Annotated in this window: 12 protein-coding genes; 2 read left to right on the plus strand and 10 right to left on the minus strand. The window is 39.8% G+C overall.

The genetic code is table 11. The annotated features are described in order from the left end of the window. Nucleotides 1–8 precede the first annotated feature (8 nt). The 5 genes from HDE70_RS11430 to HDE70_RS11450 form a co-directional block, all read right to left on the minus strand. Nucleotides 9–1139: an efflux RND transporter periplasmic adaptor subunit gene (locus HDE70_RS11430; protein ID WP_183890158.1), complete on the minus strand. Its 1131-nt coding sequence runs from the start codon at nt 1137–1139 to the stop codon at nt 9–11. 126 nt (nt 1140–1265) lie between these two features. Next, nucleotides 1266–3977, minus strand: coding sequence for a magnesium-translocating P-type ATPase (gene mgtA, locus HDE70_RS11435; protein ID WP_183866779.1), 2712 nt, complete (start codon nt 3975–3977; stop codon nt 1266–1268). A gap of 36 nt (nt 3978–4013) precedes the next feature. Beyond that, complete coding sequence (locus HDE70_RS11440; protein WP_183890159.1) at nt 4014–4592, minus strand: manganese efflux pump; 579 nt, start codon at nt 4590–4592, stop codon at nt 4014–4016. A gap of 34 nt (nt 4593–4626) precedes the next feature. After that, nucleotides 4627–5334, minus strand: coding sequence for an MgtC/SapB family protein (locus HDE70_RS11445; RefSeq protein WP_260160381.1), 708 nt, complete (start codon nt 5332–5334; stop codon nt 4627–4629). After that, nucleotides 5325–5564 (minus strand): hypothetical protein, encoded by a 240-nt coding sequence (locus HDE70_RS11450; RefSeq protein WP_183866777.1) that lies wholly within the window; start codon nt 5562–5564, stop codon nt 5325–5327. Before HDE70_RS11450 ends, HDE70_RS11445 begins: the two co-directional genes overlap by 10 nt. Before the next feature lie 778 nt (nt 5565–6342). On the opposite strand from HDE70_RS11450, the gene HDE70_RS11455 reads away from it, so the two are divergent. Next, entirely contained in the window at nt 6343–6876 is a 534-nt protein-coding gene (locus HDE70_RS11455; RefSeq protein WP_183866776.1) for an RNA polymerase sigma factor, read from the plus strand. On the opposite strand, the gene HDE70_RS11460 is transcribed toward HDE70_RS11455, so the two are convergent. From HDE70_RS11460 to HDE70_RS11470, 3 genes are read right to left on the minus strand one after another with little or no spacing between them, the layout of a single operon-like run. Then, entirely contained in the window at nt 6873–7397 is a 525-nt protein-coding gene (locus HDE70_RS11460; RefSeq protein ID WP_183890161.1) for a GNAT family N-acetyltransferase, read from the minus strand. The genes HDE70_RS11455 and HDE70_RS11460 overlap by 4 nt on opposite strands. Further along, nucleotides 7394–7924, minus strand: a complete 531-nt coding sequence (locus HDE70_RS11465) for a GNAT family N-acetyltransferase (protein WP_183866774.1) — start codon at nt 7922–7924, stop codon at nt 7394–7396. The genes HDE70_RS11460 and HDE70_RS11465 overlap by 4 nt, the downstream gene beginning before the upstream one ends. 1 nt (nt 7925) lies before the next feature. Next, entirely contained in the window at nt 7926–8531 is a 606-nt protein-coding gene (locus HDE70_RS11470) for an FMN-binding negative transcriptional regulator (RefSeq protein WP_183890163.1), read from the minus strand. A gap of 78 nt (nt 8532–8609) precedes the next feature. Between HDE70_RS11470 and HDE70_RS11475 the strand changes: the two genes are divergently transcribed. Further along, nucleotides 8610–10088 carry a PLP-dependent aminotransferase family protein gene (locus HDE70_RS11475; RefSeq protein WP_183866772.1) on the plus strand — a complete coding sequence of 493 codons (1479 nt, stop codon included), beginning with the start codon at nt 8610–8612 and terminating at the stop codon, nt 10086–10088. A 163-nt stretch (nt 10089–10251) separates the two neighbouring features. On the opposite strand, the gene HDE70_RS11480 is transcribed toward HDE70_RS11475, so the two are convergent. Together HDE70_RS11480 and HDE70_RS11485 are read right to left on the minus strand one after the other, a co-directional pair. Further along, nucleotides 10252–11637, minus strand: a complete 1386-nt coding sequence (locus HDE70_RS11480) for a sensor histidine kinase (RefSeq protein ID WP_183890165.1) — start codon at nt 11635–11637, stop codon at nt 10252–10254. Then, nucleotides 11634–12317, minus strand: coding sequence for a response regulator transcription factor (locus HDE70_RS11485; protein ID WP_183866770.1), 684 nt, complete (start codon nt 12315–12317; stop codon nt 11634–11636). The genes HDE70_RS11480 and HDE70_RS11485 overlap by 4 nt, the downstream gene beginning before the upstream one ends. Nucleotides 12318–12577: the final 260 nt, after the last annotated feature.

The raw sequence follows: 12577 nt of genomic DNA on the forward strand, positions 1-12577 counted from the left end.
TAGCGTGATTACTTAGCTTCTAATAAATAGAAACCACCCTCTGATACGATCCTTTCGCCTTTGGCCAGACCACTTTTAATGACAACACGATCTCCATCTGTACCGCCTGTTTCTACTTTCCTTTTGATATATTTACCGTCTGGGTTAACCACGAAAACAAAATTTGCCTCATTCATTTGCAGGATTGCTTTCAGCGGGATCATAATAACTGAAGCAGGTGCATCGATAAAGTTCACAGAAACATACATTCCCGGTTTAAGAGTATGATCGCTGTTGTTACATTCGATCAGAACCTGTACACTACGGGTATCTTCGTCTACAATTTCATTGACATGGTAGACTTTTCCCTTGATTTTTTTACCAGGAAATGCGGCCACCTCAATCTCACATTCATCTTTTTCATGAATATATCGGATATCTTTTTCCTTAACCTGGCCCACAATCCATACTTTACTCAGATTAGCAACCGTAGCTACACTGGCTGCATCGTCTTTAATAAACTGACCTAAAACCACTTTATTTTCAATGACTTCACCAACAATTGGAGCATGTACAACCAGCGCCTGACCTAAAGACAATTTTTCTGGATTTGCCTTAAATATTTTGATGCCCATAACTGCATTTTCATATTCCTTTTTTTCAACATCATAGGCAGTTTGTGCTTCTTCTAAATCTTTCATTACACCTACCCCATTGGCCATCAGATCCTTCTGGCGTTTCAAAGTTCTTTCCGCCTGCTGCATCTGTGATTTCTCCTGAAAAAACACTTTTTGTGCAGCAATAAAATCCGGAGAACTGATTTCAAATAAAGGAGTTTCGGGCGTTGTTTTTAATCCCAATTTGAGGTAGCTTTTAGTCACTCTGCCTTGAAAGGGCGGTGCAATTTCGGCGAATTGGGTGGGAATTGCTTTTACTGTTCCGGCAGTCATCATTTTCATGCTATAAGACTCAGTATCAACATCTATAATTTTAAGTTTACCCTTCAGTACTGAGTTGTCCGGTACAGTAATAACATCACCTTTCATAGTGTAATTAGCAGCAGGTTCTTTAGCTATTTGCTGTTTGCAGGAAGCAGTTATCCCTATAATGGCCATGGCAATGCCAGTCAAATACGACTGACGATTATTTCTTAAGTTCATATTGTGCTTTGTCTTTGTTTGAGAAATTAGATGATAGGGTATGAAAACGGTATTCCAACCATTCTGCGAGTATGACCACCAGTAGAATTAACACGATGGCCAGTATCCATTGTTTGCGGGCAATAATTACAGCCATTGGTTAAATCTTTTAATGTACCATCCTTTAATAAGTTGCGTAAGCAGACAGTAGCAAGCCAGAATTCCAATCAGCCATGGAAAATAGCTCAGTGGCAATTGTTCCATCTTTAATGCACCTGCAAATGGTGAAAACGGTATAAGGATCCCGATAACCATAATCAGCGAGGTCAAAGCGACTACTGGTGTGGTTGCCCAGCTCTGAATAAATGGGATTTTACGCGTCCGGATCATATGTACAATCAGTGTCTGGGACAATAACCCTTCGATAAACCATCCACTTTGAAATAAGCTTTGATGTTCAGGACTATTCGCTTTGAAAACATAAAACATCACTGCGAACATGGCATAATCAAATATTGAGCTGATCGGGCCTATATAAATCATGAACCTCTTAATTCCGGATGCATCCCATTTTTTAGGTTGTTCGATAAACTCTTCATCCATTTTATCCCATGGGATGGAGATCTGTGAAACATCGTACAAGAGATTCTGAACCAGAATTTGCACAGGGAGCATTGGCAGGAATGGCAGAAAGGCACTTGCACCTAACATGCTGAACATATTACCGAAATTACTGCTGGCAGTCATTTTGATATATTTGATAATATTACCAAAAGTTCTGCGGCCATAGATCACCCCTTTTCTCAAAACCATCAGGTCTTTTTCCAGCAAAATGATATCGGCACTTTCTTTGGCAATATCTACCGCTGTATCTACACTGATCCCTACATCGGCATCTCTAAGTGCTACAGCATCATTGATACCATCACCCATAAAGCCTACGGTGTGGCCTTTTGCCTGCAACATTTTAACCACCCGCGACTTTTGAACCGGACTTAATTTGGCCAGGATAGAAACCTCTCCTACTTGTTCCTGTAATTCTGCATCGGTCATTTTCTCCACTTCCGCACCCAACAGGATTTTACTAAAAGGAATACCAACGTCACGGCAGATTTTTTTAGTAACAATCTCATTATCCCCGGTCAAAACTTTGATGCTCACCCCTAATTTCTGAAGCGCTTCAATAGCGATTTTGGCTGAAGGTTTAGCTGGATCAAGGAAGCCAATAAAACCGGTAAGGATCATGTTTTTTTCATCCTCTACGCCATAGTTCAGCGCACGGTCGTCAAATTCACGGATAGCAACAAGCAATACCCGAAGTCCTTCTGCATTGAGTTTTTTTGAGGTCTGAAGGATCATATTCCGCATGGCTGTATCCATAGGAATGACTTTATCAGATTCAATATGCAGTTTTTTATCATCTCCGGGATCAAAAGCATGACTACAGAGATCAAGCATTTCTTCTACAGCTCCTTTACAAATCAATAAATGTTTACCATTGCGCTGTTTAAGTATTACAGACATTCTGCGCCGATGGAAATCAAATGGGATTTCATCAACTTTTAAAAAATGCTCCTCAACTTTCAGATAATCATGCAGTTCAACATGCTCCAGTACAGCAACATCGAGCAGGTTTTTTAGTCCCGTTTGATGAAAGCTATTGAGATAGGCCCATTTGAGTACTTCTTCATCCTCTTGTCCGAAGATATTCAAGTGTCTTTCCAGGACAATCTTGTCCATAGTGAGTGTACCTGTTTTATCTGTACACAGTACATCCATTGCCCCGATATTCTGGATGGCATTGAGCCTTTTAATAATCACTTTGTGCTTACTCATATTAAGCGCGCCTTTAGCAAGATTTGCGGTCACAATCATCGGCAGCATTTCTGGTGTTAATCCAACCGCAACGGCGATTGCAAAAAGCAGTGCATCCCACCAGTTCCCTTTAACTAACCCATTGATCAGGAAAATCAGCGGTACCATCACCACCATAAAGCTGATGAGCAGATAACTTACTTTATTAACACCTTTATCAAAGTTTGTTTCCGCACGTTTACCTACAATTACTTTGCTCAGTGAACCAAAATAGGTTTGATTGCCTGTATTTACAACAATCGCAGTCGCATAACCACTCACGACATTTGTTCCCATAAAACAGATATTATCTAATTCTACCAGTGGTTTTTCTTCTGCATTGCGGACCGTAAGACTTCTTTTTTCTACAGGTAAGGACTCTCCGGTCAGCATGGACTGGCTTACAAAAAGATCCTTTGACTGGACAACCCTGCAATCTGCCGGGATCATATCACCAGCGGACAGCATAATTAAATCTCCCGGTACTAATTTTTTAATATCCACTTCTTTTTTTCCAGCAATTTTCCGTACCACGGTCGCTGTAGTTTTCACCATACTTTTAAGCTGTTCGGCCGCACGGTTGCTCCGGTATTCCTGAAAAAACCTTAACAATGAGCTGGCCATCACCATAATACCAACCATCGTAACTGTTTTGTAATCGGCTTCACCCGGGCTGGCCAACCAGACATCCAGAATAAAAGAGATGATTGCAATAATGAGCAGGATACCAATAAATGGATTTATAAATGCCTGAAACAGCTGTTTAATCCACGCTGGAGCTTTTTCATGATGCACCTCGTTCAAACCAAAACTGTTTAATCTCTCCTTGGCCTGCATAGCAGACAATCCCTCCATGGAGCTATCCAGCATAGCCAGATAAAAGTCCTGGTCTGAGCGGGAAACATTATGAATTTTAGTTGCGGCAGCCTCGTCGCTGCCATTAGACATGATTTTTTTGCTGTCAGGCAGGACTCTTTTTTTTAATCCTTCTTTTACGATAGTCATGATATTATAGATATACAGATAAGCGAAAATTGTTAATTATATCAATTTGAACAGGAGTACAACCACTCCCACCATCATCAGGCAGGTGCAAAGTGTACGCAGTGTATAGATTAGTTTGTGATGATGCGTTTTACCCAACCATACACCTATGCCTAAAAACAGCAGAATGAAGACCGGGAACAGGATATTTATATTGTCTTCTGTTCTATCAAGCCATTGAATCGCCATTCCGAAAACGAAAAGGTACATCGCCGAGCTGAAGGCCAGCAGCAATATATTATTTGCTGTATAATTGATAGTAGTTGCATCTTTCTTGTTTTGAAAATGATCTTTATACATCTTTGCCCCGATAGAAATCAGCAGTCCGAGTGCAAGCCAATCCTTTTGATTTGTAGTTAGAGAAGGTGCCCAGCTGGTGATCCACCTTCCCCACAGCAGCATCTGATTTTGGGTTATAAACAGCAATAATAAGATCAGTATCCAATTTGCCCGGCTGATTATTGAGACTGTTTTACCTGTTAATTTTGCAATCATCAGGTTGTCGGCAGTGATCCCAATTGCAATAAATAAGATTGCATATTGTATAATGCCGCATTTTAATAGTAGAAAGGTCATTTCCTGAAATCGTTTATAGGTTGTTTATATAGTTTTATAAGTCGTTCTCATCACCAGCCCTGTTCCAGCTGACTTCAGAAACCTCGTGTTCGATAGTTAATCGTCCTGCAATTCGTTCCATAATTGCATCTTCACTACTGTTAGCCAGTATTTCTGCAACAATTACAGCCTTGCTCGGATCACCATCATCTGTACTTTTAAGTGATCTCAGCAATAACTTATCATCATTACTGGTAAATTGCAGCAACAGCACTCTCAAATGATTCTCTACATCCTGTCTGCATTTGATAATCAACAGATAAGCCACGGGAATCCTGGTACTCTTTAGTGGTAAACGGCTTAGTTTTATGCCAACCGGGCGCATGATTACATGTGTCAGAATTACAAAAGTGGTAACGATTGCTGCCTCAGGAATAAACCCTAACCCGCAAGACGCGCCAACTGCGGCAGAACACCATAAAGTAGCTGCTGTATTTAGTCCTCTTACGTTCAGGCCATCTTTCATAATGACACCTGCACCCAGAAAACCGATTCCACTGACTACATAAGAAATTACCCTTCCGGAAGCATCTCCACCCACTTTTACCCCCAGGGAAACGAACATACAAGCCCCTAAGCAAACCAGCATATTTGTCCTTAACCCGGCCATTCGTTGTCTCCACTGGCGCTCAGTCCCAATTGCTGCTCCCAGCAAAAAGGCAATGGCAAGTCTTAGTGTAAATTCAATTATTGTCATGACCATTCCTCCCATTTTTTAATTTGTTGAAAAGCCTGTCTGATTACATTCAACAGCGAAGAATAAGCGCTAAAAAAAAGTTGTCTGAAAGAAAGAGATGGAGAATAGTTTTGTCTGCTGAAGATATTGTCAGCTATACCAAACGTGATTGTTGGCCTGGTGTCCATACCCACTGGATAATCATAATCTACAATATGACGGGTATATTTTGGTTGTGTTTTTGAAAAATTGAACATAACTCTGTTTTATGCCACTACCGGCATAACAGAAGTTACGAGCGTTAGCGGGCGGTTAAATAATTAATTGATAATGTTTTTGACGGTACTATTGAAAGTACCTTTGAATGGGGGCCTGAGTCCATAATTTGCTTTTTTTTAATCTGCTGCAAATATAAAACACCCCATTTGAAAGGGCCGTTAGAGGACAAACAGAAATTCATTAGAAATTCATTAGAATCAGCCGGGTAGATTCCGGAGTGTACAATTAAGAATAGAGCTGGGTATAATGCATGCAGCAGGCCGGATATTCAGTGACGTTATTGATGATTACAGGACGATGTGACTTTATGAATCTGGTGATATTAGCCTGCTCCCCTTCTGAGCATACAATTAAATTAGGCAATACATCTTAAAAAATTGGCACCAAATTACATCTTTATTGACTTGTTGCCATCCCAATTTCTCAAGAATAGTACTAAAAACAGTACATAATTAAACATATATAAGTTGGATTTTAAATCAAATTAATAGTTAGTTCATTAATTGATAAAATTTGAACCCAATACGCCATAGCCCATCAACTCCATTAAACGACAATAACACCAAAAAACAAACAAACATTTTGTTTTAATTAATAAATAAATTTCTTTCTATTTCACACCAACAACAAATCAGAAATATATTAATCTCCCTGACCAATGCGTTTTTTCATTTTCAATAAACTAATTGGTATAAGAGTTGGAATAAAAAAAATGTATTTAATCAACAGCATTTATAATCATTTAATCTTCAACTTATGATCAGTAATTCTTTCCCATACCAAGTTAATGACCACAAGTCTTCTTTAAAAACTTTCGCCCTGAATTTCACAAAAAACATGGACGATGCTGATGACTTAGTTCAGGAAACATTATTAAAAGCTATACGTTACTCCAAACTTTATGTGGAAGGGACGAACCTGAAAGGATGGCTATATACTATAATGAGAAATACATTTATAAACGATTATAGAAGGATTGTAAAACAACGCAGCATTATAGACACTACAGAAGAAATCAGTTCTGCCCAGCTATATACAAGTGCTTCGCATAATCAGGCCAATAATAAGTTTATCAGTGATGATGTAAATAAGGCTCTTGCCATGCTAAGCGTTGAATATTACACCCCTTTCATCAAATATTTTGAAGGTTATAAATATCATGAAATAGCAGACATGCTGAATATACCTATTGGTACAGTTAAAACCAGAATTCACGTAGCACGTCAATTATTGAAAAGCAACCTGAAAATCTACAACCAGGAATTTAAGAAATCAAACAAGTATAACTAACTTAAATCCTGGTCGATCATATATACAAAATTTAGCTTTGGAGCTTCACCGAAATAAGTGACCTGCTCCTCAGCTATTTTAATTGCACCAATACGGCTGATAGCGATTTGTGAACGAATGTTCTCTGCACCAATATGGAACTTAATTTTTGAAACAAACTGAGCTATATAATCCAGCATCATTGTCTTAACAGAAAGATTGGTACCCGTCCCCCAATAAGCAGTACCATAAAAGGTATAGCCGATAAAAATTACATTTTCATTTTCATCATAGTCGTAAAACCTGGTGCTTCCCATTATTTTTCCGGTAGCCTGGTCTATGATTTTAAATGCGCCTTTGCTCTTTATTGCCCCATCGAAAAAGTTTTGAAACACGTCCTTCTTCCAGCGATCTTTGCTGGGATGTTGTTCCCAGATCTTTGGGTCGGATGCTACAGCATATAATTCTTCAAAGTCAGATTCCTTTAACGGTAAAAGGGTAACACGTTCATTTGCTAACTGAGGCTGGATACTAAAATTCATGAGGCAGGAGTCAATATTTTCTTCATCATGAGATCTGTTTGCTCATCATTCCCCATTTTGAAGATACGTTTATCAAAAGTAACGAAGCCATTCTTTTCATAAAATCTGATAGCCCGTGAGTTTTCTTCCCATACACCGAGCCACAAATAGGCCTTATTTTGAAGCATAGCTATTTCAAGTGCTTTACTATAAAGCAGCTGACCGACCATTTTACCATGATGGCTGCTCTTCACATAAATACGTTCGATTTCCAGCGCGCTATCATCCTGTAATTCCTTTTGTGTTTTCCCTGAATTTACTTTTAGGTAGCCCACAAGATTTTCATTGTCCAGCGCTATAAAGAACATAGAATCCGGATTAGCCAATTCAGCGCTAATCTTTTTTTCAGTGAAACTCTCTTCCAGGTATTTAGCCATATCAGCTTCTGTAGTACTGCTTGCAAACGATTCTAAAAAGGTCTGCTGTCCTATTTCCCGGATAACTTTAAAATCGTCCGGTGATGCTTTAATAATTTTGATTTGATTCATCTTATATTTTTCTAATATAGTCTGCTATTGCTTTTTCTGAGCTAACATCGCTTTTTTCTAAATGAACAGCTATCCTTTCCCGTTCCATTTCATTTTTATTCTGGCTCACCTTTTTCTGAGCCTGTAAATCAGTCACTTCCAGATCAAACACAGCAATCCCCCGTATCATTCCTTTTTTGAACTTATCCGACAGCTTGTTCCATTGTTCCAGGTAACCTTGCTCATAAAATAAAATCATCTGTTCCAACGCTTGTATTTTGGCATCTTCTTCCTGAACGATCCTCGCCTTCCCATAAGCATGGACAGCAACATAGTCCCAGGTAGGCACACTCTCCACTTTATCATAATGAGCCGGAGAAATGTAAGCATGAGGTTCGGAGAAAATGACCAGCGAGGTATTCTCTTCGATGTAACTCACCTGTTCATTCGCTAATGCAAAATGTGCACTCAATACAAGCTTATCATCATTTTGTGTAATCAAAAACGGAAGCTGTGTAGCGATAGGAAGCCCTGCTTTCGTAGTCACAATAGTTGCAAAACTATATTGCTTCATGAAGGCTATTCTTTCAGCTTTATCCTCAAATTCAAATTGCCTGGCTACGTACATAATCTTATCTAAATAAATGATCTGGTTAGACAAAAGTAGCCTGCAATCGGATTATCTTTGTAGACCAATTACAAGATAATGAATAGTCCAATTATCAATCAACTATTTGAAAGCCTAACCTACGACCGTTCAATCGGGCGGCCTGTCTATCTTCAATTAGCAGACGCACTGTTATCACTGATCAAAAATGGTAAATTGCGTTCAGGCCAAAAACTCCCGGGCAGCCGTGAGTTGTCAGCCCTTTTAAAAATAAACCGGATTACCGCAGCTAAAGCTTATGAGGAACTACAAATGCAAGGCTGGCTTGAAAGCGCTGTAGGCCGCGGCACCTTTGTTTCCACTCATGTGGCAGACCACCATCCCGAAACCTTAAAAACAATATCTCCAGCCTCATCAAAGATTGCAGGTTTCATATTTCAACCCAGAGATTACCCCAACAGCATCCTGGAAACACCCATACCCGGCTTACACTTAGACGACGGTTACCCTGACCCAAGGCTTTCACCCTTAAAGGAATTTTACCGTGCCTATCGAAATCAACTCACCAGAAGCGGCTTATACCCTAAATTCGGCAATTACGGAAATCCTGCCGGCCCCTACCCATACCGGCAAGCCATAGCCGAATACCTTAACACGACCAGAGGACTTAAAACTACTGCCGAAAATATACTTTCAGTGAGAGGCACCTTAATGGGTATTAACCTGATCTGCAATGCCCTGATCAGTCCCGGAGATATTGTCGTTTCTGAAATTCCCGGATGGAGGCGCGCCGAACATAACTTTCTGCACGCAGGCGCTAAACTGATCGGCGTCCCCGTAGATGAACACGGGCTAATGGTAGATGAGCTCCGTAAGATCTGCACAAAACAAAAAATCAGGATGGTCTACGTCACACCCCATCACCAATACCCTACTACAGTCTCCCTGAGAATTGACCGGAGACTGGAATTGCTCAGGCTCTCCAATGAATATGGCTTCATTATTTTTGAGGACGACTACGATTTTGATTTCCACTTCAAGCACCGCCCGCTCCTGCCACTGGCCAGCGCAGATGAAAACGGAATGGTAATTTATTGCGGTTCCTTCAGCAAAAGCTTTTCCCCGGCCTTTCGCATGGGATATCTGGTTGCTGCCGAAAACGTGATTGAACACCTCGCTAAAGTCCGCATACTACTCGACAGGCAAGGTGACCACGTGCTGGACAATACCATGGCTGATTTACTAAATGACGGTACCGTTCAACGTTACCTCAGAAAAACACTTTCAGTCTATCAGGAGCGCCGTGACTTCTTTTGCGATTTGCTCAGCAATGAACTTAAAGAAGCCGTCAAATTTACTATACCCGAAGGTGGTATGTCGGTATGGACAGCCTTTGACAAAACAATAGACCTGGAGAAACTCTCAAAAAATGCTTACCGGGAAGGCTTACATTTATCAGATGGAAAAACGCATCAATATGCCGATTACAATGATAATGCTATTCGTTTAGGCTTTGCATCCTCCACTAAAGAAGATCTGGCAAGAAGCGTAGAAATCATAAGAAAATTGATTTTATAAAGCAATATCATCAATAAACCCTAACACAGCTAACCACCTCAAATAAACCATTGCTCAGCACAATGCGGTTATTACATCAAATGAAAAAAAACCGCAACTTGTATATGCAGACCTTGCGCCTATTTCAGGGCGCGCCAGTCAAATATACAAGTTGCAGTTTTTTTTACCTATCTGAAGAAACCATCACATGTGCCATGACAATGGTAAACTCACTCCCTGCCCCTACTACAGACTTCACTTCAATCTCCCCATGATGCATCCCCACAATCTTTTCCGTCAGCGATAACCCGATCCCATTCCCCGCACTAAACCCCTTATTCTTTCCCCTGTAAAAAGCAGAAAATATACGATCAATCTCGTCCTGCTCAATCCCTATTCCTGAATCCTTAAACCCAAGTATAACTGACCCCTGATCAAAATTGATACTCACCACACACCGATGATCAGCAGAAAACTTACATGCATTCTCCATTAGGTTAATGAACGCAACCTTCAGCAAATACTCATTTCCCCTGACAGATATCTCACTATCATCATCAATCTCTTTATCAAAAACAATATCAATCTTATAATCCTCAAACCCCTTAAGAACCGCTTCCCTTGCATCCATCAATAACTCGTCCGTCCTCAGCACCTTCATACTTACCGTAGTCTGATCATAACTCGCTTTCGCCAAATCGAGTAAACCATTAGACAACTTCACTAATCTTTGCGCATCACTCAACGACAACCGGATCACCTCCTTATACTCCGCCACACTGCGTTCCCTGATTAAAGCCAGCTGTAACTCCCCTACAATAGTTGCCAGCGGAGTCCTCAACTCATGAGAAATATTACTTACAAAACTTCGCTGTCCATCAAAAGACTGCTCCAGCCTATCCAGCATATTATTAAAAGTAGTGGCCAGCTCACCAATCTCATCCCGCTCATTCTTGACATGTACCCGCTTGTACAAATTAGTCGCAGTAATCTCCTCCACCTTATCCACAATCTCCGCAACCGGATTCAGCGCTTTCCCCACAAAATAATACCCCGCAGCGATCGTCAAACTGATAATAATGATAAAAGAAATGATCAAAGTATACTTAAACTCCTCCAAACGCGTCAACCCATATTTATCATTTGCTGCCGCTGTAATTACATAAGTCCTTCCCTTGTGCAGATATAAAAGCCCTACAACCTGTAAAGACTCCTGCTCAAAAGTTATTTCCTTTTGAAGAATAATCTGATTGATCATCTGTCTGGTTTCTTTAACCTTATCTATTTGTACTGCATCATGATACAGTAAATTGAACGAAGTATCATAAACAGCAACCTCTTCCTCAAACAAAGAATTTAAAGAATTCTTATAAATCAACTGTAATACCGTGGGCGGAACTTTTGCATCAAAAAGCAAATTTGCTTTCGTAATCGCTTCTCTTTTAAGATGCTTATAATATTGATCCTTCCTGCTCTGCGCTGTAGAAATATAAATAAACACTGCAAATGCCAAAAGCAAAGCACCAAAAAGCGTTAAAAACAACAACAAAAGTTTCGCTCTTATCTTCATCCCTCTTTAAATATAAAACCCATTCCCGGTTTAGTATGAATCAGTTTCACCTCGTAATTCTTATCTATCTTTTTCCTTAAATAATTGATATACACATCAATGAAATTCGTCCCTGAATCAAACGTATCCCAAACCTTCTCTGCAATTTCTGTTCTGGACAATACCCTTTCAGAATTCCCCATCATATATTCAAGCAAACGAAACTCCTTAGGGGTCAAATCTATCTGTACATCATTCCTTTTAACCAGCTTGGTTTCCAGGTTCATTTCCAAATCTGCAAAACGCAAAATAAAACCCTGGTTGAAAGTATTGTTCTGTGTCTGATTTCTTTTAATTAAGGCGCGTATCCTGGCATGCAATTCCCTGAAATCAAAAGGCTTAACAAGGTAATCGTCCGCGCCTGCATCAAAACCTTCCACTTTATCATCTGTAGTCCCTAAAGCAGTCAGCATAATAATAGGAATATCCGGTCTGGCAATACGCACTTCCTTACAGAGATCAATACCATTGATCTTCGGAAGGATTAAATCCATGAGAATCAGATCGTAAGTTTTCGTCAAAGCAAGCTTCTTCCCCATTTCTCCATCAAAGGCAAGTGTGATATGAAATCCAAGTTCCTCCAATCCCTTTTTGATCAGTTCAGCTACTCTTTGTTCATCTTCAATAACCAGTATGTCCATTACGCTATAATTAAACGACAAATGTGAACATTATTTTTCACAGCCTGTTTAAAATCCCCGGTTTTAAGCCTCTTTTAATCTAACTTTAATATAACAGCATCAACACTGTCTCTTCCCTTAAATAATATCAATCAGATATTATCATTTGATCATTTTCAGCGCAAATAAAACGGTTTTTCCATTGCAATGCCAGCAAAAGATAAACTCTTCATTAACATGCTATTAACAATAGGTAACGAACCTGTTGCCAAAGACGCATT

Source organism: Pedobacter cryoconitis (genome assembly GCF_014200595.1).
Lineage (GTDB): Bacteria > Bacteroidota > Bacteroidia > Sphingobacteriales > Sphingobacteriaceae > Pedobacter > Pedobacter cryoconitis_C.

Coding starts and splice junctions, on each gene's coding strand:
- HDE70_RS11480 (WP_183890165.1), bottom strand. CDS start 11,637: ATGAAGATAAGAGCGAAACTTTTGTTGTTGTTTTTAACGCTTTTTGGT.
- HDE70_RS11445 (WP_260160381.1), bottom strand. CDS start 5,334: ATGGTCATGACAATAATTGAATTTACACTAAGACTTGCCATTGCCTTT.
- HDE70_RS11460 (WP_183890161.1), bottom strand. CDS start 7,397: ATGAATTTTAGTATCCAGCCTCAGTTAGCAAATGAACGTGTTACCCTT.
- HDE70_RS11455 (WP_183866776.1), top strand. CDS start 6,343: ATGATCAGTAATTCTTTCCCATACCAAGTTAATGACCACAAGTCTTCT.
- HDE70_RS11430 (WP_183890158.1), bottom strand. CDS start 1,139: ATGAACTTAAGAAATAATCGTCAGTCGTATTTGACTGGCATTGCCATG.
- HDE70_RS11450 (WP_183866777.1), bottom strand. CDS start 5,564: ATGTTCAATTTTTCAAAAACACAACCAAAATATACCCGTCATATTGTA.
- HDE70_RS11485 (WP_183866770.1), bottom strand. CDS start 12,317: ATGGACATACTGGTTATTGAAGATGAACAAAGAGTAGCTGAACTGATC.
- HDE70_RS11440 (WP_183890159.1), bottom strand. CDS start 4,592: ATGACCTTTCTACTATTAAAATGCGGCATTATACAATATGCAATCTTA.
- HDE70_RS11475 (WP_183866772.1), top strand. CDS start 8,610: ATGAATAGTCCAATTATCAATCAACTATTTGAAAGCCTAACCTACGAC.
- HDE70_RS11465 (WP_183866774.1), bottom strand. CDS start 7,924: ATGAATCAAATCAAAATTATTAAAGCATCACCGGACGATTTTAAAGTT.
- mgtA (WP_183866779.1), bottom strand. CDS start 3,977: ATGACTATCGTAAAAGAAGGATTAAAAAAAAGAGTCCTGCCTGACAGC.
- HDE70_RS11470 (WP_183890163.1), bottom strand. CDS start 8,531: ATGTACGTAGCCAGGCAATTTGAATTTGAGGATAAAGCTGAAAGAATA.